The organism is Haloferax litoreum (assembly GCF_009674605.1).
In the GTDB taxonomy this organism is placed as follows: Archaea; Halobacteriota; Halobacteria; order Halobacteriales; family Haloferacaceae; genus Haloferax; species Haloferax litoreum.
In genome coordinates, this window is record NZ_WKJO01000001.1 from 2,512,058 (window position 1) to 2,533,258 (window position 21,201).

The following is a 21,201-nucleotide window of genomic DNA, read 5'->3' on the forward strand; positions in this document are numbered from 1 at the left end:
CCGACACGAATCGCCGGCCACGCGGGTTTAATGCGACTGCGTAACCACCCCGTCACATGGAGCGGTACGACCTCCTGTACCGACTGTACGGGAACTTCGACGCAGACGCAGTCCGCGACGCACAGGATTTCGTGGACCTCTTGCCCCCACTCGACTCCTCGGTGGCACTCTCACACTGGCAGGAGGTCGACGACGAACTGACCGACAGAAAAGACCGTATTCGACGTGGCATCCCGGACGGCGACCGGTACGCCGAACTCGCCGCCCGAGCGACGAGAGACCAGGCGTTCACCGCCCTCGACCTGTACACGAAGTACGGCAAAGCGGTCAACGCACTCGTGCTCGACGTGGACGAGACGCTTCGGTCGGCAGGGCGGACTGACAACGAGATTCCGCGCGAGGTGCTCCACCTCCTCACCGAATTCCACGAGATGGACGTTCCCATCGTCATCTGTACCGGCCAGACGTTAGAGAACGTCAAGGGATTCGCCATTCAGGGCCTCGGCAACGAACTCGTCCACTCTGGCGACGTGAGCATCGTCTACGAGGCGGGGACGGGCGTCTTCACGCCCGGACACGGGCCGAACACGAAGTGCCTCCTGTACGAGACGCTCGACGACGCGGTGCAGTCTGTCTTCGAGTCGGTTCGCGGCCGTGTGATTCGTGACCTCCCGGACGGCCTCCGAGGGCGCGTCCACCTCCAAGGCAACGAGTTCAACGTCACGCTCAAGCCCAACTTCGAGACCGGAAGCGAGGACGCGGAAGGAGTTATCGACGACTCACTCGTGTACATGTTGGACCTCCTCGGTGAGGCAGTCACCGACGACCCTGACGGGCCGACGTGGACGCGTGCGTACTACGCCGAACGCGACCCAGAAATCGAAGGCGTCCTCGCCGACAGAGACGAACGTCCAGACCCAGAGACGACCGTTCCCGACGACGTCGCTGAGACGTTGGACCGAGTCACCGTCGCCTACTACCACGCCGACGCCGCAGAACTGTCTGCGGTCGATTTGAACAAAGCGGCAGGCGTAGAGGCCGCACTGGAGGTTCTCGGCGTGGACGACCCGTTCGTGCTGGTCATGGGTGACTCGAAGTCGGACCTCGACGTGATGCGGTGGGCCGCAGACGGGAACCGTGGACTCGCCGCCGCACCGGACCACTCGTCTCCCGGCGTCCTCGAACACGTCGAAGAGACAGATGGCCTCGTCTTCGACAGAGGCGACGCGGCGTCGATGCTCCGAACCGCCTTCGCCCTCAACGTACTCGTGGAGTAAGGAGAGAACAGAACGAACCGTGCGGGAACGACTCTGGAAAAGTGGGGGCGACCGGTGAACTCCGTGGGGTGTTCTCGCCGAACACCTGACTGTGTCTCAGACGTTACACAGTGCACATCCCTCCTGAGTCGTCGTTCGGCGTCGATTCGTCATTATCGTCGTTCGGCGTCGATTCGTCGGCCGGCGTTGAGTTGTCGTTGTCGTCGTTCGGCGTCGATTCGTCGGGGGTGTCAGTCGGTGTGGAGTCGCCATCGGTCGACGACGAGTCGTCGGTCGTGGTAGACTTTGTGTCGTCACTGCGGTCGTTCGTGGCCCCGGTATACGGCGGGTCGTCGTCTTCATCGTCGTACTCAGAGGAACTCTTGTATCTGAGGACCGTGGTCGTTTGACTCTTCGACGACGACGTCGAGTCGTCTGTCTCGTCGACCGATTCGAACGTTCCGCTCGCACGTTCGGTGTCGTCGGCGTCACCTGACGAGTCCTCGCCATCTGTCGCCGGGTCGTCTGGACCGTCGTCTGCGACGAGGGGTTCTTCGACGTCTCCACCGTCGTCGGTGCGTGATTCGTCAGTCGGGTCTGTGGTCTCTGCACCGAGACTGGCGTCTGCATCCGATGCAGGTCCTTGCTCGTTGGGGGCGTTCAAGCCGCCCGAGAGGAACGCAAAGGCAACGACGACGACGACGATACCGGCCACACCGAGTTGTACTCTGTTCATCGGTGGGCACTCCCTATACTGCCGTCGTCGTGGGCACGAGCGTGACTGAACTCCGCGGGGAGTGTGGCGACTCGAACCGGGATGGAACCACCGAGGACTGTTCTTGATGACAATGCAACCGAGGGGGTCGAAGACATGTTCACCCTCGTATTCGTGTTCCGTCGGTTTCGTTACGAGTCATCTACCCGTCGGTGCGCACAGACAGTGGTGTGACCCATCGACTGTCTGGCTGTCTCCCACCCCACTGACGACCATGGACATTCCCTCAGCCGATAATTACCGTTCCTAACGAGTGTTAATGCGAGAATACCCGTGCCAGCAGAGTGTCTGTGAAGTTGCAACTTTCACGAGTTCATGATAGTCGTGATGTCGTGTGGTTTTTGCTTCAGACCTGTCCATACGTGTCTGGATACCTACTAGTTCCTCCGTGGGAAAATAGTTCTCTATTGATAACAAATGAGATGACATGGGTATCTCGTTTCACCGGGAGCAAGAAGAGACGGACCGATTGCTCGCGTTGAGCGACGGCGTCATCGCCATTGCAATCACGCTGTTGGTTCTCGAAATCACTGTTCCGGAGATTCCGGTGGGGAGGCCCGTGTCGATACTCTCGAATCTTGTCTTCGACCAGTGGCACGAGTTCTTCTCGTACGTGTTGAGTTTTCTCGTAATCGGGAATTACTGGGTGTTACACCGCCGGATATTCCTCCACATCGAAGCGCACGACAGAAGCGTCGTCTGGCTGAATCTGTTGTTCTTGCTCCTGGTGGCGTTCGTTCCGTACGGGACGAGTCTGTTCAGCATGTATCCGACACGATTCGGTGTCGTGTTCTACGCGGGCATCTTGGCGCTCACCGGTCTGATTCTCACGCTGTTGTGGAGTTACGCCTCGCGGCACGATATCCTCGAAGAAGGTCTCACGTCGACGCTCGTCGTCCTCGAAGGTGCGCGGTTCCTCGCATCGCCGCTGGTGTTCGTCTTCTCCATCGTCGTCGCAAACTTCGACACGACACTCGCAATCCTCTCGTGGTTTCTGTTGCTTCCGATAAACGGCGTCTTGCAGTCGCGGTTGGTCGAGAACCTCGAACAGCCAGAACCGGTCTGACCGCGTTCCGATTCTCTAACACTCGCTTATGCTCTCGGCGAGCGTACGTTCTCCATGACCGCTACGATAGACAGCATCGTCTCACACGTCCGGCAGTGGCCGGGCGTCGACACCGCACCGCACCGATTCGGTGGCACCGAGTTCCTCGTCGCCGACAAAGAGATTGGTCACGTCCACGACGTCGGTATCGTCGACCTCGCCATCACCAAGCGGGTCCGTGATAGCCTCGTCACCGATGGCCTCGCTGACCCCCACCATGTTCTCCCGGACTCTGCGTGGGTGACCTACCGCGTCCGAAGCGACGCGGACGAACGGGACGCGATACGACTGCTCAGACTCGCGTATCTCTGGCGTGTGCTCGCACTCCGTCGCCGCGGCATCGACGTCGACCCATCGGTGGCCCCTGAGGACGAACTCGTCCGACTCGACTTCCCACCCGAACTCGACACTCTCGTTCGAACGACGTTCAGTGACTCACTCGACGGACGCGCATCGGCCTGAACGCCTAGTAGACAGCCTGTTCGTCCGCCGGCGCTGACAGCAGAACCAGTGCCTCTGTCGCAAAAACTTTACTAATGACCGAGTAAACCCCTATTCATGGGAAAGAATTACGCGGACCTTCACGACCCCAACGCGGAGTATACGATGCGAGAACTCTCCGCAGACACGATGGGCGTGACCGCGACGCGCGGTGGCGGCCGAGACGTGGAGATTACGGACGTACAGACGACGATGGTCGACGGCAATTTCCCGTGGACACTCGTCCGCATCTACACCGACGCGGGCATCGTCGGCACCGGTGAGGCCTACTGGGGCGCTGGCGTCCCCGAACTCATCGAGCGCATGAAGCCGTTCATCATCGGCGAGAACCCACTCGACATCGACCGTCTCTACGAGCACCTCGTCCAGAAGATGTCCGGTGAAGGCTCCGTCGAGGGTGTCACCGTCACGGCTATCTCCGGCATCGAAATCGCGCTGCACGACCTCGCGGGCAAGATTCTCGACGTTCCCGCGTACCAGTTGCTCGGCGGAAAGTACCGCGACAAGGTTCGCGTCTACTGTGACTGCCACACGGCCGACGAGGCCGACCCGCAGGCCTGTGCCGACGAAGCAGAGCGTGTCGTCGAGGAACTCGGCTACGACGCCCTGAAGTTCGACCTCGACGTGCCGTCCGGTCTGGAAAAGGACCGCGCGAACCGCCACCTCCGTCCCGGCGAAATCCGTCACAAGGCCGAAATCGTCGAAGCCGTCACCGAGCGCGTGAAGGACCGCGCAGACGTCGCGTTCGACTGCCACTGGACCTTCTCGGGCGGCAGTGCGAAGCGTCTCGCGGCCGCCATCGAGGACTACGACGTGTGGTGGCTCGAAGACCCCGTCCCGCCGGAGAACCTCGAAGTCCAAGAAGAAGTCACGAAGTCCACGCTCACCCCCATCACGGTCGGTGAGAACCGCTACCGCGTGACCGAACTCCGCCGTCTCATCCAGAATCAGGCCGTCGACATCGTCGCGCCCGACATGCCCAAGGTCGGTGGGATGCGCGAGACGCGGAAGATTGCCGACGTCGCGAACCAGTACTACGTGCCGGTCGCCATGCACAACGTCTCGTCGCCTATCGCGACGATGGCGTCCGCCCACGTCGGTGCGGCTATCCCGAACTCGCTGGCCGTCGAGTACCACTCCTACCAACTCGGCTGGTGGGAGGACCTCGTCGAAGAGTCCGTCATCGAGGACGGTTACATCGAGATTCCCGAAAAGCCGGGTCTCGGCCTAACGCTCGACATGGACGCCGTCGAAGAGCACATGGTCGAAGGCGAGACCCTCTTCGACGAGGAGTGAAACGACTCGTCGAGCACGTGAGTCCCTGCCTCACATTGTTCGACGAAGCGTAAGCCGCGACCACTCTCTCCTCGATACGGTTGCGTTTTCGAACTCGCCCCTCGACAGCTAGCTAGCTTTTGTCACTATGGAACGTTACTCGCTAGCGCATGCCATCGTACACCGTCGACTACGAACTGAGCGACGCCGACGAGAACATCCACAACAAGTGGGACAACAGTCTGGACCCACTCGTGACGGTCGAACCCGGCGAAGTCGTCCGGTTCGAGTGCCGTGACGCGCTGGACAGACAAATCACACCGGAATCGACTGCCGACGACCTCGCGAACGCGAGTTTCGACCCAGTGCACCCACTCACCGGTCCTGTCGCCGTCGAAGGTGCAGAACCGGGCGACGTACTCGCTGTCGAGTTCCTCGACTTCGAACACAAAGGCTGGGGATACACTGGTTACATGCCCGGTGAGATGGGTCTGGGCCTCCTCCCCGAGGACTTCGAGGAGGCCGGCCTCCACATCTGGGACCTCGACGACGACGTGGCGCACTTCGTGAACGGAATCGAGGTGCCACTGGACATGTTCCCCGGTATCGCGGGCGTCGCACCCGAGGAAAACGGCGCACACAACACACTTCCGCCGCGTGACACTGGGGGGAACTTCGACATCAAGCACCTCACGAAAGGGTCGACGCTGTACCTGCCCATCGAAGTCGAAGGGGCACTGTTCTCAACTGCCGACTGCCACGCCGCACAGGGTGACGGCGAAGTCTGTGTGACGGGCATCGAAGCGCCGATGTTCGTCACGGCGCGGTTCGACGTACTCAAAGACAAGTCAATCTCGCAACCCGAGTTGAAGACGACGGGACCGTTCACCCCGACCGGGTCGGACGAACCGATGTACGGCACGGCCGGTATCGCGGACGACCTGATGGAGGCGACGAAGAAGGCCGTCCGCCACATGATTTCGCACCTCGAAACCGAACGTGGTCTGACCCGTGGCGAGGCGTACATCCTCTGTTCGGCGGCGGTAGACCTCAAGATAAGCGAAGTCGTGGACGCGCCCAACTGGACGGTCACAGCGTACTTGCCGGAGAGTATCTTCCCCGAGTGAGTCGAGTCCGTTACAGCGCGTCGACCAACCGGACACCGCCACTCGGGCGGCACGAAAACACCTGTGCGTCTGCTCCGACACGCTCCGGGAGTGCTGCCCGAACCCCCGCTTCTGTCCGGCCGAGTGCATCTTCTGTGACCAGTGCAACCGCGCTCCCGCCGAACCCGCCGCCAGTCATCCGAGCACCGTAGACACCGTCGAACGCTGTGAGAAGGTCGATGGCCGCGTCGAGTTCCGCGCAACTCACTTCGTAGTCGTCTCGTAAGCTTTCGTGTCCGGCGACCATCTTCGCTCCGACCTGCTCGAAGTCGTGCGCAGAGAGCGCCTCACAGGCGTCTCTGACGCGTTCGTTCTCGGTCACGACGTGTCGGACGCGTCGGTACAGAACGTCTCCCAGCGCGTCGACGTGGGCTTCGAGCAAGTCGACGTCCGCGTCTCTGAGTGACTCGACGGGGGTTTCCGACGACTCTCGAAGTATAGAGACGGCCCGTCGACACTCACGAACCCGGTCGTTGTACCCCGAGTCAGCCAATTCGTGCGAGACGCCGGTATCGACGACGAGGATTCCAACGTCGCCGCTGAAGTGGACCTGTTCGAATTCGCGCGTTCGGCAGTCCAAGAAGAGCGCCGAGTCGGGTTCACAGAGGCCGACGGCGAACTGGTCGAGGATGCCGCACTCGACGCCGACGCCCTCCCGCTCGGCCCGCCAGCACGCGAGGGAGAGGTCGATGGTGGGAATTTCTGTACCGGCGACACCGAGCAGCGCTCGTCCCACGGCGAGTTCGACGGCAGCGGACGACGAGAGACCGGCCCCAGAAGGAACGTCCGACGCGATTGCGAGGTCTGCACCGGGAATCGACTCGTCTTCACGGAGGACCCGTGCGACGGCGGCGACGTAGGCGACCCAGCCGTCCGGGTCGTCGTCAGGGCCGAACGTCGCCGTCTCGCCGAAGTCAGTCGCGTGGACGCGAATCTGGTCGTCGTCGCGTGCCCTGGCCGCCACCGCGACGGTTCGGTCGACGGCCATCGGAAGACACAGGCCGTCGTTGTAATCGGTGTGGCCGCCGACGAGGTTCACCCGGCCGGGAGCGAGGGCGACGACCGGGTCGGGTGTGTCGTCAGCGCCGGCGCCAAATGCCGCTTCGAATCCGTTCAGCGCGCGCTCGACCGGCCCCTCGGATACCTCAGATGCGCTCTCGCTCACGCTTCGTCACGCTCCGTGTGTGTCGTCTCTTCGTTCGTGCCTCCCAATCTGGCGGCGATTCGCTGCCCAATCTCTCGCGGGTTCGCCTCGGTTATGCGAATCTCGTCGCCGACGCTGACCTGTCCGGACGTGACCACGTCGGCGCAGATGCCGCCGCGGCGCTCCCGAAGTGCCTCGACGACGCTCTCGTCGCCGACGAGTTCGCCGAGGTACGCGCACGGTGGTCTAAGCCGAGTCCCGCGAAGTTCGGCGGTGCCGACCCTGAACGTCGCGTCGAGGAAGTCTGTCGGGTCGATACCGCGGACGACGATGTTCCGCCGATGACGACCTTCCGAGAGGTCGATGTCGAACTCGTCGTGGGCATCGTCGAGAACTGCGGCGTCGACGAGCGTCACCTGACACCCGTCGGTGGCCGAGTAGTACCCCGTCCCACGGAGGTAGCGGTCACCGTCGATACCACCTTCTCTGACGGCTATCGCCTCGTGTGCAACCATCGGTTCGCCCTTCGACGGTGCGGTGTAGAGGCCTTCGACGACTCCGTCGGCCGCTGTAGTCATAGCTCTGGGTAGCACCGGTTGGGATGAATACGTTGGGTCGCGGCGAGTGCGTGCTGAAACGTCGGTGTGACCGGACTCAACAGAGTGGCTTCGGGTCCACGCCGAGTTCTGCGAGACCGTCGGCGTAGTCGTCGTACGCGACCTGGACGACGTACTCGGCGACCATCTGCGCACGCTGCCAGTCGTCGTCGTCTTCACACAACTCGTCGAGTAGTTCGAGTCCCGTCGTGAGCGTGTCTTCGGTCTCGGTCTTCAATTCACGAAACAGGTCCGCGCCCTGCCTGTCAGCCTCGTTGACGAAGAACCCGATGACCTGCGTGTGCGTCCGTAGCGAGACGAGTCCCCTCCCGACCATCCCGGCGGCGATTCGCTCGACGGTGTCGTCGCGCCCGCGGAGGTAGGCGTGCATCGGCCCTGCCGCGTCAGGGAGTTCGATATCATCTTCGAGACTGTCGAGGACGCGACGCAAGTGCTCGGCTTCCTGCTGTGCCGTCTTCTCGAACGCCGCTTTCGCGCGTTCGTCACGCTCGTCGGTGGCCCACACCCGAAACGTCTCGCGAGCGGCGTGTTCGGAGTTCGCGGCGGCGCGGAGCACGGCCGACTCCGAGAGGTCCGCATTCGTCACCGAGAGGAGCAACTTCGAGGACCCGAGGCGGTCGAGTTGCGTTCGCTTCGCCGACTCGACAGCCTCACGAAACGATAGAGCGTTCATACACGACGTATCGGGCGCTGAAGACGTGAACCTTGGGCCGAGGGTGTCTGAGCCGTGTCGGATATATTGCCCCACGCTATTGTGGTATCAGTCCTGATAGTGGGCAGTGAGGGTTCAAATACGGGAAGGGACGATTCGTTCAGTATGACGGATTCCTTCGACCGAGTGACGGCCGACGCCCGTGCCAACGTCGACGGGGCACATCTCCTCTCTCAGTTGGGTATCGGCGAGTCTGAAATCGAGCGCAGAAAGTCGTTCGTCCGCCTCTCGGACGAAGACGAACAGTGCCTGCGCGAGTGTAAACCAATCTTCGACGAGTTCGCAGAGGAGTTCGCCGAAGAGTTCTATCAGCACCTCGGTTCACACCCCGAGGCCGAATCGTTCTTCGACAAATCGACCAAGACCGTCGAGATGTTGAAGGCCGACCAAGCGGCGTACCTCCGCGAACTTGGTCGTGGAGAGTACGACACGGAGTACTTCTCGCGGCGGGCGCGCATCGGGAAGATACACGACATGATAGACCTCGGACCGAAGTTCTACCTCGGGGCATACTCTGTATACTACGAGGGACTCACCGAGGCACTCGCGGCAGAAGTCAAAGACGAGTTCGCCACCACGACCACGGCAAGCGGGGGATTCCTCGATGGACTGGTCGGCGGCGGCAGCGAAGACGAACCCGACGCGGTCGAAGCAGCTATCGACACACTCGTCGAGCGTCTCCTCCCGGTCTTGAAACTTCTCTCGCTCGACCAGCAAGTGGCGATGGACACGTACATCCAGTCGTACAGCGAGGCCGCACGGGAGGCCGCAGCACGCCGGAAGGAACTCGCTTCGGAGGTCGAATCCGACGTCAGCGCCCCCATCGAAACCTTGCTCGAGACGTCCGAAGAGGTCACAGACCGGACGACCGATATCAAGGAAATCGCCGAGTTCCAGGCCGACGACATGTCTACCGTCGCCGACGAGGTGTCGAACATGAGCGCCACCGTCGAGGAGATTGCAGCGACTGCGGAGGAAGTCGAACGGACCAGTTCCGACGCCGCCGAACGCGCCGCAGAGGGCGAAGATGCCGCCGACGAAGCAATCGACGTGATGCGTGACGTGAGTGAGGCGGCCGAGACGGCGTCTGCGGACGTGCAGGGCCTCCACGACCAGATAGAAGAGATAGACGAAGTCCTCGACGCCATCAACGACATCGCCGAGCAGACCAACTTGCTCGCGCTGAACGCCTCTATCGAAGCGGCACGTGCGGGTGATGCCGGTGAAGGGTTCGCCGTCGTCGCGAGCGAAGTGAAGAACCTCGCCGAAGAGTCGCAGGCCCGTGCGACCGAAGTCGAAGAGACGGTCGACCACATCCAAACCGAGGCACAGGAGACTATCGAGAGTCTCTCGCAGACGACCGACCGCCTCTACGACGGTATCGACCGGGGTGAAGACGTGATGCGCAGTCTCACGGACATCTCGGCTGCGGTCGAACAGACCTCTGCCGGTGTCAGCGAAGTCGCTGCGGCCACAGACGACCAGGCGGTGAGTGCCGAACAAATCGCCGACATGGTCGACCGTGCGAACGAGATGGCCGTCGAAGTCTCCGACCAGATTGGAGAGATTGCCGAGGCGAATCGCTCGCAGACCCAGCAGGTACTCACCATCCGTGATGCGGCACACCGTCTCGGCGGTGACAACGCCGTCGACGGAGACTCGACTGCGGACGAACCCACGACAGACCCTGCGGGGGAGGTGCCCGTCGATGGGCCACCGGCCGACATTCTCGAATCGGAGGAATTCGACGGCCCACCCGACCACCTACTTAGCAACGACGGCGGAACCACACAGTAGACCTGTCGCACTCGACGGAGTGTTCTTGCGGCGCGAGTGCGTAGTGTGACGGATGACCCCCGACGAACTCGCCGCCCGCCTCCACCGCAGGACACCGACAGCGATTCTCGACGTACGCGACCGCGACGAGTTCGACGAGTGGCACGTCGATGGGCGGTTCGTGACCGCGACACAGATTCCGGCGATTCGTTTCACGCAGGCGGAAGTCCTCGGGACGGTCGACGACGTTGCCGACCAGTTCCGCGACGCGCCCTCGCCGGTCGTGGTCGTCTGTGGGGAAGGACGCGCGAGCGACCACGTCGCCGACCTCCTCACAGATGCCGGTGTCGAGGCTGTGAATCTCGAATCAGGCATGAACGGGTGGGCGCGAGTCTACCGGGTGTCGAGGATTCGCCACGCAGATGCGACAGTGCTCCAGTACGACCGGCCGTCCAGTGGGTGTCTCGCGTACCTCGTCGTCGACGGTGACGAGGCAGTCGTCGTCGACCCACTTCGGGCCTTCGCCGACCGGTACGTCGAAGACGCACACGACCACGGTGCCGAACTCGTCGCCGCTATCGATACACACGTCCACGCCGACCACGTCAGCGGCGTCCGCGCCGTGGCCGAGCGAACGGGCGCAGCAATCGCTCTCCCTGCTGGCGCGAAGGCGCGCGGTCTCACGTTCGATGCCCGACTGCTCGAAGACGGGGACGCCGTCTCTCTCGGCGGCGTCGAGCTCGTCGCCGTTCACTCCCCGGGGCACACGAGCGAGATGACCGCATTCCGTCTCGGAGACCTCCTGTTCGTCGGTGACGGCCTCTTCGTCGAGAGCGTCGCGCGACCCGACCTCGAAGCGGGCGACGAAGGGGCACCCGCCGCCGCACGGCGACTTCACCGGACGCTCGTCGAACGGTACGGCGAGTTCGCCGACGAAACACGAATCGCGCCCGGCCACTACAGCACTGCTGCGGTCCCGAACGAAGACGGCGTGTACGTGGCGACGCTCGGCTATCTCCGCCGACACCTCGATGCGCTGTCGATGGACGCTGACGAGTTCGTCTCGTACACGCTCTCGGAGATGCCACCTCGGCCGACGAACTTCGAGCGTATCGTCGCGACCAACCTCGGACAGGAGTCGCTCGAAGACGACGACGCGTTCGAAGTCGAGTTAGGACCGAACAACTGCGCCGCGACGACGACCCGTGCGTGAAGTCACTGGACAGTCGGTGCGTATAGTCAGTCCGTACGGTCAGTCGTGTGTGCACTCGCACGTCAGTCGTGGTGGACCGAAGCGAAACGAATCGACTGGTGACACGGCCACCCGTGTCGGACTTCACCGTCGTCAGTCGTCTGCGGCGGCGTCTGCGGCAGCAGCGTCCTCTTCGATGCTCGGTGGGTAGACGCCGCGTTCGAGTTTGAGGTCGCTCTGTGGACGTGCCATACAGGTGAGCGCGTAGTTCTCGGCTTCTTCTTCGGTCAGGCCACGGGCGGCGGGTTGGGTGACCTCACCTTCGAGAATCTCGGCGGTACAGGCGATACACATGCCGACGCGGCACGAGTACTCTTGTGCGATACCCGCTTCGAGACAGGCTTTGAGGATGGTCTGCTTGTCGGAGACCGTAATCGTGTCCCCCGTGCCGACGAACTCGACGGTGTACTCGGTCATACCGCGGCGTATGAGCGACCACACCAAAACTGTTTATCAAAGCAGTGCCGCTTGCTCGATTCTGACCTCGGTCGAGGGAGTTATTCGTCCGCTTCGTCCGTCGGTGCCGTTTCGGCTTCCGCTTCTGCCTCTGCTTCTTCGTCTCCCAGTCGGACAGTGAGCACCGGAACCGGTGCCGTGCGGACGACGCGTTCGGTGACGCTGCCGAGCAGATAGTGGCTGAGGCCGGTTCGGCCGTGGGTCCCCATGACGACCAGGTCGATGTCGTGGTTCTCGATGTAGTCGTGAATCGACCGGTACGCCGTCCCAGTCACGACTTCGGCGTCGACTTCGACGCCCGCTTCTTCGGCGGCCTCTCGGACGTGCCGAGTCGCAACCTCGCCCTCGCGTTCGAGTGCGTCGATGACGACGTCGGCCCCGGCGTCGAGGGAGGTGTAGATACTCGTATCGACGACGTACAGCGCGTGGATTCGTGCACCGTAGGTCTCGGCGATGTCGAGTGCGTGTTCGATGGCCCGTTCGGCGGCCTTGCTCCCGTCGGTGGGCACGAGGATTTCGCTGTACATGACAAATTACACTTAGTCCGGAACGGGGTTAATTCTACTCCTCGTTCTCGTCGTTCTGGAAGGACCGGACGGCGTCCTCACAGGCCTGCAGGCCGTCGATTCTGGCAGTCTCATCGTCGAGCGCGACTGTCTCGACGAGCGTCCACCCCGACACGTCGTCGTAGGCGACACCTTTGACCCACGAGTCGGTGGCGAACAGGACGCCGCGTGCCGGCCCGTCGCTCTCGACGGCGACCACGAGTTCGAACGCCTCGGCGCGATTCAGCGAGGTGAGTTCCTGCGGTTCGAGCGGTCGCGGTGGAAGCGAATCGATGAGCGTCATATTCCTGTGCTACCGGTCGGCGGGGTTGACGCTTTCGAAGGCATCGACGCCGGGACTCGGGGCGGTGCCTCCGAGTCGTAACCTTTCTGGCATCCGGCGCGACACGGTACCTCATGATACCCTCTCGCGCCGAGTGGCGCGCCGACCGACCGACACTCGCCGTGGGTGCACTCGCCCTCGTCGCACTCGTCGTCCGTCTGGTCGGCCTCGGCGACCGGCCACTCCACTGGGACGAGGCCCGCGTCGGGTACTGGAGTCTCCGTTATCTAGAGACGGGGTACCTGACGTACCGGCCAGTCGCCGGTGGGCCACTCGTCTACCTCCTCGGTCGGACGTCACTCGCCGTCTTCGGTCCAACCGACTTCGCGCTCCGTCTCCCCGTCGCCGTCGCTGGTGCCGCACTTCCGCTCGTCTCCCTCCTCTTTCGGTCCCATCTGGAGGACGACGAGACTGTCGCATTCGCCGCCGTCCTCGCACTGAGTCCGCTCCTCGTCTACTACGGACGGTTCGCCCGCGGTGACCTCCTCGCGGTAGGCTTTACGCTCGCTGCCTTCGGCTTCGCCCTCAGATTACTCGACGGCGACGGCCGGCACAACGCATACGGCCTCGCTGCGGCGAGTGCGCTGGCCCTCGCATCGTCTGGCTTGGCCGTCGTCACACTCGGGTGTCTCGGAATCGCCGGTGTGCTCGTCTTCGACCACGCGGCACTCCTCCAGTCGTCACGTCCCGCCGCGACGCGACTCGGAGAATTCGCCGCACGCATCCGTGGTGAATCGACGTACGCAGCACGCTCGGTGCTCGTCTTCGTGGGCCTCTACATCTTCACCTTCGCTCCGCGGGCCGGCATCACCGACGACGCTGGACTCTACACGCCGGGGACGATTCTGGCGGCAATCGACGTGGCACTGTTCGAGTCGGTTCGCCGTTTCCTCGGCGTCCGTGTCGCCGACCGCTACCCCGAGGGCACCCACGAGTACCTCCCGTACCTCGGTGACTTCGTCGAGACACTCGCCGTGGCGGCGTTGCCGGTGACGCTCCTCGCCGTCGCAGTCTTCGTCGCCGACCGCTACACGGCGGGGGGGCCACGACCCGTCGTCTCTGCGGCCGCCTACTGGGCCGGTGCATCGCTCGTGTTCGTCCCGATGCTGACCGAAGTGTCGGCCCCGTGGCTGGGTGTCTACGCCGTCGTTCCACTCGCCATTCCGGCGGCCATCGGCCTCGCTACCCTCGTCAGGTGGGGACGAGACGCACTCGATACGGGGAGTATCCCGCGGGTCGCCGCCGCGGCACTCGTCCTGTTGGCACTCGTTGCCCAGACAGGTGCCGTCGCGACCGGAGAGGTCTACGCACCGAGCGACCGCGACACCCGCCTCGCGCACTACGCCCAACCGTCGAGCGAGTTCACCGAGTTCCGCGAGAACCTCTCGACGTGGGTCGGACCGACCGACGACGACGAAGTCGACGTGCTCTACTACGGCAGTTCGATGTACGTCGCCGACGGCGCGGCGGACTATCCTCCGGTCCCCGACCGATGGGGTGAGCGACTCCCGATGGCGTGGTACGTCGCCCGAATCGGTGCGGATACTGCGTCTGTCACTACGCCGGTGGAACTTCGAGAGCGTCCGAACGAAGCACCAGTGGTCGTCGCACCCGCTGACGAGCGGTCGACGCTCGCACCGATACTCGATGGCTACGTCGCACACGAGTACGACACGGCGCTCTGGGGGAGGCCTGTCGTCGTGTTCGTCAAAAAGTAGTCGCGGGTTCTGTGCTGAACTGAATCTTGGCCGCGGCGCTGACTGGACTTAGCGGAAGCCCATCGCTTCGATTTGCTCTTGGTAGCGGTTGCGGATAGTGACTTCCGTCACCTGCGCCACGTCGGCGACTTCGCGCTGGGTCTTCTTCTCGTTACAGAGCAGCGAGGCGGCGTAGATTGCGGCGGCGGCGAATCCCGTCGGCGACTTGCCCGAGAGCAGGCCCTGCTCGGCAGAGACGTCGATGATTTCGGTGGCCTTCGCCTGTACCTCTTCGGACAGGTCGAGGGCGGAGGCGAACCGGGGGACGAACTGCTTGGGGTCGACTGGCTTGAGTTCGAGGCCAAGTTCTTGGGAAATGTAGCGGTACGTGCGACCAATCTCCTTCTGCGGGACGCGAGAAACTTCGGCGACTTCGTCGAGCGAACGTGGGATGCCTTCCTGCCGACACGCGGCATAGAGGGCGGATGTGGCGACGCCCTCGATGGAGCGTCCCCGAATCAGGTCTTCGTTGAGTGCGCGTCGATAGATGACCGACGCGACTTCACGTACGGACCGCGGGACGCCGAGTGCGGACGCCATACGGTCGATTTCGCTGAGGGCGAACTGCAGGTTTCGTTCACCGGCGTCTTTGGTCCGGATTCGTTCCTGCCACTTTCGAAGACGGTGCATCTGCGACCGTTTCTCCGACGAGAGCGACCGGCCATAGGCGTCTTTGTCCTTCCAGTCGATGGTCGTCGTCAACCCACGGTCGTGCATCGTCTCCGTGATTGGTGCGCCCACGCGCGACTTCGACTGTCGTTCTGAGTGATTGAACGCGCGCCACTCTGGCCCTCGGTCGATCTGTCGCTCGTCGAGAACGAGACCACAGTCGTCACACACCAGCTCCCCCTGGTCTGCATCTGTGACGATCTGGTCAGACCCACACTCCGGGCAGTTGAGTCGCTCGTCCTCTTGTGCCGTTGCCTCCTCTCGTTGACGCTGCCGGCTCGGACGTTCCATTAAAAGGTTTCTGGTGGAGCTCGAATTTAAACCTTTTTGTCACAATCATGATAGACTGCGCCGTCCCCCGATTACCGGCTCGCGAGTTTCGACGTGTTTGCCTCTCCTACTTATACGGTTCCCTGACTAACGGTTAATCGAATGGTAAGAGGTGCTACCGCGACACTTGTCATCGTACTACTCGTGGTGTTTTCGGGCTGTCTGGGTGGCGGAGGAGTGGCCACAGACCCTGCGCCGACACCCACGGAACCGCCATCGACCACGGCCACGTCGTCGCCGACGGACGCGACTGCGACCGGTGACGTATCTGTCGAAGTCGTCGAAGTCGTCGATGGCGACACCATCAAAGTCGTCATGCCCGACGGTGCGCGCGAGACGGTTCGACTCCTCGGCGTCGACACGCCCGAGGTGTACGGTGAGAACACACCCGGCGAGTTCGAGGGCGTGCCAGATACCGACGAGGGAATCGCGTGTCTCCGCGATGCCGGCCACGACGCGAGTGACTTCGCGAAAGACAGACTCTCCGGGAAGACGGTCGAACTCCGCTTCGACGAGAAAGCGGGTGAGCGAGGGTACTACGGCAGACTCCTCGCGTACGTCGTCGTCGACGGGTCCGAGTTCAACTACGAACTCCTCACCGACGGCCACGCTCGGTTCTACGAGAGTTCGCTCGAAGAACGCGAGCGATACGAACGCGCCGAGCGTGACGCACGCGAACGCGGTGTCGGCCTCTGGGCGTGTGCGACCGAAGGGTCGGCAGCAGGTGGGTCGGACGCGAGTACCGACGACGGGTTCTCTGTCACCATCGTCGCCGACGCACCCGGGAACGACAACGACAATCTCAACGAGGAGTACGTGACCTTCAGAAACGACGGCGACGAGGTACTCGACCTCTCTGGGTGGACTGTCTCCGACGCCGCCGGTGCGACGTACACCTTCGCCGAGGGGACGGAACTCGCCCCGGGTGGGGTACTGCGACTCCACACCGGGTCTGGAACCGACTCCGCCGAAGACGTCTACTGGGGGCGGTCGGGAGCAGTCTGGAACAACGGCGGTGACACGATTACCGTGCGCGACGCGTCTGGTGAAACGGTCCTCTCGTACACGTACGAGTAGCGAGGCAGTCGACCAGCGAACGCGAAACTCGTCACGGCTGACCAAACGGGCCCCAACGACTCCACGTCGCCGTCAGGGGGAGGGGGCTGAAGCGTGTGACCCCCAGAAATTCTACGGTGTAATGCCTAATGAGTCTCTAGGCCGGCCATACCCTCCGATTCCGACGTTTTCCAGACAGTCTCCCAGATTGATGTATTACCTCTGCGCATTCACAAAGTTATATGTATAACCAAAGGAAATGTGTGAACACCATGAGCACACTCGAGACGTCCCCCGTCGAAGCGGCCCTCTCGGCAGGCCGACCCACCGACCTGACGCCACTCACTATCGACGCAACGTCGCTCGACTCCACCGCTCCAGACCACTTGCGCGACCTGAAAGCCGGACTCGCAGACGAAGGGTACCTTCCGGCGGAACTCGCCGTCGACGCACGATTCGACGAGGACTGTCCGTTCGCGGTCCAGTCGGAGTCGGACCGTCTTCGTGAGTACGTCCGCGCGGCCTCGTTCCTCGGGGCCGGCCGTCTCGTCGTCGACGTTTCAGAATGTTGCCGACCAGACGACGTGGAGACGACACTCGCTGCCCTCCAAGAGCGTGCCCACCGCGAGGGTGTCGCTTTTGAGGCTCGAGGTTCCATCGACGCCTGATGGCAACCAAAGCCGCGTTGGAGGCGCAGTTGGCGGTGGTCGCTGGCTTCGAGAACCCGAAAGTCGCCCTCGAACAGTACCCGACGCCCCCGGGCCTCGCCGCGCACCTCGTCCACCTCGCAGACCTCCGCGGCGACGTCGAGGACACGACAGTCGTCGACCTCGGGTCCGGAACCGGGATGCTCGCCCTCGGTGCCGCCCTCCGCTCTCCTGCTCGCGTCGTCGGCGTCGAACTCGACCCCGAGGCGTTACAGACGGCGACGAGCAACGCCCGTCGTGTCGGCGCGAGTGCGCCCATCCACTGGGTCCGCGGTGACGCGACCCGCCTGCCACTGTGTCTCCCCGAGGACCAGCCAGTGACAGTTCTGATGAACCCGCCGTTCGGCGCACAGCGCGGTAACGAACACGCCGACCGTGCCTTCCTCGAATCGGTCGCCGACGTCGCCGACGTGTCGTACTCGGTCCACAACGAGGGGAGCAAGGAGTTCGTCGAAGCGTTCGTCGCCGACGCCGGCGGCGAGTTGACCGACGCCTTCCGGGCGACGTTCGACCTCGAACGACAGTTCGACTTCCACGACTCGGACCGAAAAGAACTGGACGCCGAAGTGTTCAGAATCGAGTGGTAGCGACGGGCTGACCGCGACGGTCGGTGTTTCGTCCTACTGGTACGTCTCTTGCCGAGCGACGCGAACGCGCGTCCCCTCGTACTCCGCGAAGACGAACGTGTCCTGCCGGACGAACCGAATCCCGTCGAGCGTCGTCGTCACGTTCTGCGACGGCATCGGGCCGCGAACCGACCCGTTTGCGGACGATACAGCGAGGTCGTATCCCGACTCCGTCGGGACGACTGAGATGTTTCGTCCGGCCACGACTGGTTCTGCTTGGATTGGGTCCGTCGTGTGCGCGAGCGTCACCGAGTCGTTCGACACGAGGAAGACTCGGTACGCCGACTCACCAGTCCCCGAGACGACGAATCCGTCGCGCACGGCGGTGACCGTGTCTCGCCACCCGAGGCCACCGACCCTGACCGTCGACTCACCGTCGAACGCCAAGCGTCCGGTCGAGACGGCAGTCGTCCAGATACCCCGCTGTTGGCTCTTGACGATGACGCCAGAGGTGTTCGTCGTCGTCGATTCACCGAACAGTTCCACGTCGACGACGGCAGTCAAGCCGTTCGGCACGTCTTCGGCGTAGGTAATCTCGTAGTCTCGGACCGAGACGCTCTGTCCGGGCAGGTCGTCTGCGGCGGCGGTAAACAGGTTGGGGAGGATTGCAGGCCCGGTCAGTGCCGCCGTCGCGAGGAGGAGGACGGCCACGCCGACTTGCCAGCGCTCCGCGGCGAACAACGAGTTCGCAGGTGCGTGGTCACGAAGCGGCTTGTTGGAAGCCGATACCGTGAGTGCGACCAGTAGCGCGAGCGAGACGACCAGTGCGACTCCGATAGCACGAAAGAGGACGAACGTGTCGGTTCCACGGAACCAGTACACCGCCCACATCGACTCGCTGACTGCAAAGAGGAGAACCCCGGCGAAACTCCGGTATGCGCTCGGGCGGTCGGTTCCGCGTCGGTGGACCAGCCAAATTCCGAGGAGGACGCCGAACAGGAGACCGATAGCGTGGCCTTGGATGGCGATTTGCGCCCACCACGGCGTCGAGAACACCGGACGCGCCGTGGCGACGACTTCTGGATTCTGTAAGGCATCGTAGAACAGTCTGACGACGCGCCCGGAGACGAACGCGAGAATCGTCGTCAGGGGACGCGTGACGAGTGCGAACCCGGCGAACGCGAACACGACGCCGGAAAAGCCGATGACCGGCCCGAGGGCGAACACCGACGTGAGAAGGCCGACGCCGAACACGGCCAGCGGGAAGATGACGAGCGCCCGTGCGTACGGGTTCTCGGCGAACGACCCAAACGACGTCGACCCGCGGCGTGTCGGATAGTGTCCCCACGCGTACTCGGCAATCGGGGCCAACGTCAACGTACCGACGAGGTTGCCGACGAGGTGCCCGGCGCTGGAGTGAGCGAACGCGGCGGTGACCATACCGAGCGGATAGAAGTACGACCACGCCCGAAACGGGATGACGAGTGGTCGGTACCACGTCGAGAGTCCTCCCTGAACGAAGAGGTACACGGAGAGGACGCCCCCGATGCTGACGAGCGTTCCGAGGGGGAGTCCGAAGAGGAACCGACGGCGCAGTGGTGCCGTCAGGCGACGCGGCCGGTCGACGAGCGAGAGAACGACGAAGGCGACGAGGAACGCGGCGACGGCAGCGAGCCGGTGGAACGGAATCCAGCCGGGGATGTCTAGCATTGGCTACCTGTGTCGTGCGAACGGGTGATAAAGAAACCCGCGGAGAACTGCTTGAGCACTGCTAACGAGCGACACAGCGGCTGACGAAGCGTGACGCACGTAGCCGAACGGACGAGCGTCGCTCGCGGTCAGATTTTGCCTTCGGCGTCTTCGGCCAACTCCTCCATCCGCTTGCCGACGCGGCCAGCACTCGAGAACTCGTCTTCGCTCATCGCAGTCGCGAGGGCGTTCCCGAGGACGAAGACGGCGTGTTTGTGCTCGCTCTTGGACTTGTGGACGTGAGACGGGTCGACGCCGAGTTCGTCGTACGGGTCGAACAGCGAGGAGTCTACGTGTTCGCGGGCGGAGAAGTGGTCTTTGATGATAACCATCTGTTCGTGCAGCTCCAACAGTTCATCCTTGTGCATGAGAGTCCGTTAGGCGCGAGGATGTTTTAAGAGTTATTGGGTACTGCTGTCATTCGGTTCAGAAGACGTACTCGTCTTCGTGACCCATCATCCCGTCGTCTTCGAACGCGCGGTCCTCGTCGGACATCGGACCGCTGGTCTTGTACGCACGGATGCCAGTCGAGAGCAAGTCTTCTATCGCTTCGTCACGGTTGACGAACTCACCTTTCTCGACGAGCTGGATGATCTGCATCTCCAGGTGTTCCGGCACGGTAATCTCTACTTTGGGCATCTGAACGTCCGACGGTTTGGAAGGGCCGTATATAACTCTACCGGGGTGACAATAGTGAATGTTGAACTTAGCCTTCCCCTAACCGAACTTCTGTTTTCGTTCTCCCGACTCTTGTTAGTAAATCCGATAGTCATCCGGTTCCGGAGTCGTTACAGATAGGTGCGTCGGGTCGAAGCATCGAACATGACCAAAGACGTCACGCACCTCTACGAAGAGTTCGGCGGTGACCGCTTGCCGCCGGGCCAACGTGAGACACAACGATTCCCGGTCCTCTCGAAGAGCGGAACCCCGTCGTGGGACCCCGAGACGTGGTCGTTCGACGTATGGGGTGCAGTCGACAATCCACTCGACCTCTCGTTCGACGAGTTCCGCGACTTGCCGTCCGAGACGCAGCGACAGGACTTCCACTGCGTCACCGGGTGGAGCAAGTTCGACTGCGAGTTCGAAGGCGTCACGTTTCCGACCCTCGCCGAGGAAGCGGGCGTCACCGACGACGCAGTGCACGTGATGTTCCACGCGCTGGATGGCTACACCACGAACCTTCCACTCGACGCGTGTATGCGGGACGAAGTGATGTTCGTCTGGGGCTACAACGGTGAAGACCTGCCAGCAGACCACGGTGGCCCGCTTCGGGTCGTCACCCCACACAAGTACGCCTACAAGGGCGCAAAGTGGGTCTCGGGCGTCGAGTTCCTCACCGAACCCGAACGCGGATACTGGGAGAAGCGCGGGTACTCGAACACTGCGAACCCGTGGAACGAAGAGCGGTACAGTTAGGTCGTCTTCTTTTTCCCCCTGTCGAGTC

At 62.8% G+C, this 21,201-nt stretch carries 23 protein-coding genes; 12 read left to right on the top strand and 11 right to left on the bottom strand.

Annotation, left to right across the window (positions count from 1 at the left end):
* Positions 1–56 precede the first annotated feature (56 nt).
* Entirely contained in the window at positions 57–1,277 is a 1,221-nt protein-coding gene (locus GJR96_RS12915; RefSeq protein ID WP_151163297.1) for an HAD family hydrolase, read from the top strand.
* A 103-nt stretch (positions 1,278–1,380) separates the two neighbouring features.
* Here the strand turns inward: GJR96_RS12915 and GJR96_RS12920 are convergent, their stop codons facing one another.
* On the bottom strand, positions 1,381–1,992 hold the full coding sequence (locus GJR96_RS12920) for a hypothetical protein (RefSeq protein ID WP_151163298.1): 612 nt from the start codon (positions 1,990–1,992) through the stop codon (positions 1,381–1,383).
* Positions 1,993–2,458: 466 nt separating this feature from the next.
* On the opposite strand from GJR96_RS12920, the gene GJR96_RS12925 reads away from it, so the two are divergent.
* The 4 genes from GJR96_RS12925 (at position 2,459) to GJR96_RS12940 (ending at position 6,039) form a co-directional block, all read left to right on the top strand.
* Entirely contained in the window at positions 2,459–3,097 is a 639-nt protein-coding gene (locus GJR96_RS12925; protein WP_151163299.1) for a TMEM175 family protein, read from the top strand.
* A gap of 54 nt (positions 3,098–3,151) precedes the next feature.
* Positions 3,152–3,598: a luciferase domain-containing protein gene (locus GJR96_RS12930; protein WP_151163300.1), complete on the top strand. Its 447-nt coding sequence runs from the start codon at positions 3,152–3,154 to the stop codon at positions 3,596–3,598.
* Positions 3,599–3,694: 96 nt separating this feature from the next.
* Positions 3,695–4,933, top strand: coding sequence for a mandelate racemase/muconate lactonizing enzyme family protein (locus tag GJR96_RS12935; RefSeq protein WP_151163301.1), 1,239 nt, complete (start codon positions 3,695–3,697; stop codon positions 4,931–4,933).
* Positions 4,934–5,082: 149 nt separating this feature from the next.
* The gene (locus tag GJR96_RS12940) at positions 5,083–6,039 is read left to right on the top strand and encodes an acetamidase/formamidase family protein (RefSeq protein ID WP_151163302.1); all 957 of its coding nucleotides are present in this window, start codon (positions 5,083–5,085) and stop codon (positions 6,037–6,039) included.
* Between the two features lie 10 nt (positions 6,040–6,049).
* Here the strand turns inward: GJR96_RS12940 and galK are convergent, their stop codons facing one another.
* The 3 genes from galK to GJR96_RS12955 form a co-directional block, all read right to left on the bottom strand.
* A complete protein-coding gene (galK, locus tag GJR96_RS12945; RefSeq protein ID WP_151163303.1) occupies positions 6,050–7,243 on the bottom strand; it encodes a galactokinase in 1,194 nt (397 codons plus the stop codon).
* Positions 7,240–7,800, bottom strand: a complete 561-nt coding sequence (locus GJR96_RS12950; protein WP_151163304.1) for an MOSC domain-containing protein — start codon at positions 7,798–7,800, stop codon at positions 7,240–7,242. Before GJR96_RS12950 ends, galK begins: the two co-directional genes overlap by 4 nt.
* Before the next feature lie 76 nt (positions 7,801–7,876).
* The gene (locus tag GJR96_RS12955; RefSeq protein ID WP_151163305.1) at positions 7,877–8,512 is read right to left on the bottom strand and encodes a rubrerythrin family protein; all 636 of its coding nucleotides are present in this window, start codon (positions 8,510–8,512) and stop codon (positions 7,877–7,879) included.
* Between the two features lie 144 nt (positions 8,513–8,656).
* On the opposite strand from GJR96_RS12955, the gene GJR96_RS12960 reads away from it, so the two are divergent.
* Both GJR96_RS12960 and GJR96_RS12965 read left to right on the top strand, forming a co-directional pair.
* Positions 8,657–10,348: a globin-coupled sensor protein gene (locus GJR96_RS12960; protein ID WP_151163306.1), complete on the top strand. Its 1,692-nt coding sequence runs from the start codon at positions 8,657–8,659 to the stop codon at positions 10,346–10,348.
* A 52-nt stretch (positions 10,349–10,400) separates the two neighbouring features.
* Positions 10,401–11,540: an MBL fold metallo-hydrolase gene (locus tag GJR96_RS12965; protein WP_151163307.1), complete on the top strand. Its 1,140-nt coding sequence runs from the start codon at positions 10,401–10,403 to the stop codon at positions 11,538–11,540.
* 132 nt (positions 11,541–11,672) lie between these two features.
* On the opposite strand, the gene GJR96_RS12970 is transcribed toward GJR96_RS12965, so the two are convergent.
* The 3 genes from GJR96_RS12970 to GJR96_RS12980 form a co-directional block, all read right to left on the bottom strand.
* Entirely contained in the window at positions 11,673–11,996 is a 324-nt protein-coding gene (locus GJR96_RS12970; RefSeq protein ID WP_151163308.1) for a 2Fe-2S iron-sulfur cluster-binding protein, read from the bottom strand.
* Between the two features lie 80 nt (positions 11,997–12,076).
* Entirely contained in the window at positions 12,077–12,562 is a 486-nt protein-coding gene (locus GJR96_RS12975; protein WP_151163309.1) for a universal stress protein, read from the bottom strand.
* 34 nt (positions 12,563–12,596) lie between these two features.
* Entirely contained in the window at positions 12,597–12,884 is a 288-nt protein-coding gene (locus GJR96_RS12980) for a hypothetical protein (protein ID WP_151163310.1), read from the bottom strand.
* Between the two features lie 113 nt (positions 12,885–12,997).
* Between GJR96_RS12980 and GJR96_RS12985 the strand changes: the two genes are divergently transcribed.
* A complete protein-coding gene (locus GJR96_RS12985; RefSeq protein ID WP_151163311.1) occupies positions 12,998–14,641 on the top strand; it encodes a flippase activity-associated protein Agl23 in 1,644 nt (547 codons plus the stop codon).
* A gap of 48 nt (positions 14,642–14,689) precedes the next feature.
* Here GJR96_RS12985 and GJR96_RS12990 read toward each other — a convergent pair whose 3' ends face one another.
* Positions 14,690–15,640, bottom strand: a complete 951-nt coding sequence (locus GJR96_RS12990; protein ID WP_058570526.1) for a transcription initiation factor IIB — start codon at positions 15,638–15,640, stop codon at positions 14,690–14,692.
* Between the two features lie 141 nt (positions 15,641–15,781).
* Here GJR96_RS12990 and GJR96_RS12995 point away from each other — a divergent pair, with 141 nt between their 5' ends.
* The 3 genes from GJR96_RS12995 (at position 15,782) to GJR96_RS13005 (ending at position 18,029) form a co-directional block, all read left to right on the top strand.
* On the top strand, positions 15,782–16,756 hold the full coding sequence (locus GJR96_RS12995) for a lamin tail domain-containing protein (protein WP_151163312.1): 975 nt from the start codon (positions 15,782–15,784) through the stop codon (positions 16,754–16,756).
* A 251-nt stretch (positions 16,757–17,007) separates the two neighbouring features.
* On the top strand, positions 17,008–17,403 hold the full coding sequence (locus tag GJR96_RS13000) for a hypothetical protein (RefSeq protein ID WP_151163313.1): 396 nt from the start codon (positions 17,008–17,010) through the stop codon (positions 17,401–17,403).
* Positions 17,403–18,029 (top strand): METTL5 family protein, encoded by a 627-nt coding sequence (locus GJR96_RS13005; RefSeq protein ID WP_151163314.1) that lies wholly within the window; start codon positions 17,403–17,405, stop codon positions 18,027–18,029. Before GJR96_RS13000 ends, GJR96_RS13005 begins: the two co-directional genes overlap by 1 nt.
* 33 nt (positions 18,030–18,062) lie before the next feature.
* On the opposite strand, the gene GJR96_RS13010 is transcribed toward GJR96_RS13005, so the two are convergent.
* From GJR96_RS13010 to GJR96_RS13020, 3 genes are all read right to left on the bottom strand, one after another.
* Positions 18,063–19,718 (bottom strand): rhomboid family intramembrane serine protease, encoded by a 1,656-nt coding sequence (locus GJR96_RS13010; protein WP_151163315.1) that lies wholly within the window; start codon positions 19,716–19,718, stop codon positions 18,063–18,065.
* 128 nt (positions 19,719–19,846) lie between these two features.
* Positions 19,847–20,125, bottom strand: a complete 279-nt coding sequence (locus tag GJR96_RS13015) for a UPF0058 family protein (protein ID WP_058570521.1) — start codon at positions 20,123–20,125, stop codon at positions 19,847–19,849.
* A gap of 58 nt (positions 20,126–20,183) precedes the next feature.
* Entirely contained in the window at positions 20,184–20,396 is a 213-nt protein-coding gene (locus GJR96_RS13020) for a ribbon-helix-helix domain-containing protein (RefSeq protein WP_058570520.1), read from the bottom strand.
* Positions 20,397–20,579: 183 nt separating this feature from the next.
* Here GJR96_RS13020 and GJR96_RS13025 point away from each other — a divergent pair, with 183 nt between their 5' ends.
* Positions 20,580–21,173: a sulfite oxidase-like oxidoreductase gene (locus tag GJR96_RS13025; protein ID WP_151163316.1), complete on the top strand. Its 594-nt coding sequence runs from the start codon at positions 20,580–20,582 to the stop codon at positions 21,171–21,173.
* Positions 21,174–21,201 lie beyond the last annotated feature (28 nt).

Bases quoted from the DNA above. Each gene is read 5' to 3' on its own strand.
- GJR96_RS12915 (WP_151163297.1), top strand. From the start codon at position 57: ATGGAGCGGTACGACCTCCTGTACCGACTGTACGGGAACTTCGACGCA.
- GJR96_RS12920 (WP_151163298.1), bottom strand. From the start codon at position 1,992: ATGAACAGAGTACAACTCGGTGTGGCCGGTATCGTCGTCGTCGTCGTT.
- GJR96_RS12925 (WP_151163299.1), top strand. From the start codon at position 2,459: ATGGGTATCTCGTTTCACCGGGAGCAAGAAGAGACGGACCGATTGCTC.
- GJR96_RS12930 (WP_151163300.1), top strand. From the start codon at position 3,152: ATGACCGCTACGATAGACAGCATCGTCTCACACGTCCGGCAGTGGCCG.
- GJR96_RS12935 (WP_151163301.1), top strand. From the start codon at position 3,695: ATGGGAAAGAATTACGCGGACCTTCACGACCCCAACGCGGAGTATACG.
- GJR96_RS12940 (WP_151163302.1), top strand. From the start codon at position 5,083: ATGCCATCGTACACCGTCGACTACGAACTGAGCGACGCCGACGAGAAC.
- GJR96_RS12950 (WP_151163304.1), bottom strand. From the start codon at position 7,800: ATGACTACAGCGGCCGACGGAGTCGTCGAAGGCCTCTACACCGCACCG.
- GJR96_RS12955 (WP_151163305.1), bottom strand. From the start codon at position 8,512: ATGAACGCTCTATCGTTTCGTGAGGCTGTCGAGTCGGCGAAGCGAACG.
- GJR96_RS12960 (WP_151163306.1), top strand. From the start codon at position 8,657: ATGACGGATTCCTTCGACCGAGTGACGGCCGACGCCCGTGCCAACGTC.
- GJR96_RS12965 (WP_151163307.1), top strand. From the start codon at position 10,401: ATGACCCCCGACGAACTCGCCGCCCGCCTCCACCGCAGGACACCGACA.
- GJR96_RS12970 (WP_151163308.1), bottom strand. From the start codon at position 11,996: ATGACCGAGTACACCGTCGAGTTCGTCGGCACGGGGGACACGATTACG.
- GJR96_RS12975 (WP_151163309.1), bottom strand. From the start codon at position 12,562: ATGTACAGCGAAATCCTCGTGCCCACCGACGGGAGCAAGGCCGCCGAA.
- GJR96_RS12980 (WP_151163310.1), bottom strand. From the start codon at position 12,884: ATGACGCTCATCGATTCGCTTCCACCGCGACCGCTCGAACCGCAGGAA.
- GJR96_RS12985 (WP_151163311.1), top strand. From the start codon at position 12,998: ATGATACCCTCTCGCGCCGAGTGGCGCGCCGACCGACCGACACTCGCC.
- GJR96_RS12990 (WP_058570526.1), bottom strand. From the start codon at position 15,640: ATGGAACGTCCGAGCCGGCAGCGTCAACGAGAGGAGGCAACGGCACAA.
- GJR96_RS12995 (WP_151163312.1), top strand. From the start codon at position 15,782: ATGGTAAGAGGTGCTACCGCGACACTTGTCATCGTACTACTCGTGGTG.
- GJR96_RS13000 (WP_151163313.1), top strand. From the start codon at position 17,008: ATGAGCACACTCGAGACGTCCCCCGTCGAAGCGGCCCTCTCGGCAGGC.
- GJR96_RS13005 (WP_151163314.1), top strand. From the start codon at position 17,403: ATGGCAACCAAAGCCGCGTTGGAGGCGCAGTTGGCGGTGGTCGCTGGC.
- GJR96_RS13010 (WP_151163315.1), bottom strand. From the start codon at position 19,718: ATGCTAGACATCCCCGGCTGGATTCCGTTCCACCGGCTCGCTGCCGTC.
- GJR96_RS13015 (WP_058570521.1), bottom strand. From the start codon at position 20,125: ATGCACAAGGATGAACTGTTGGAGCTGCACGAACAGATGGTTATCATC.
- GJR96_RS13020 (WP_058570520.1), bottom strand. From the start codon at position 20,396: ATGCCCAAAGTAGAGATTACCGTGCCGGAACACCTGGAGATGCAGATC.
- GJR96_RS13025 (WP_151163316.1), top strand. From the start codon at position 20,580: ATGACCAAAGACGTCACGCACCTCTACGAAGAGTTCGGCGGTGACCGC.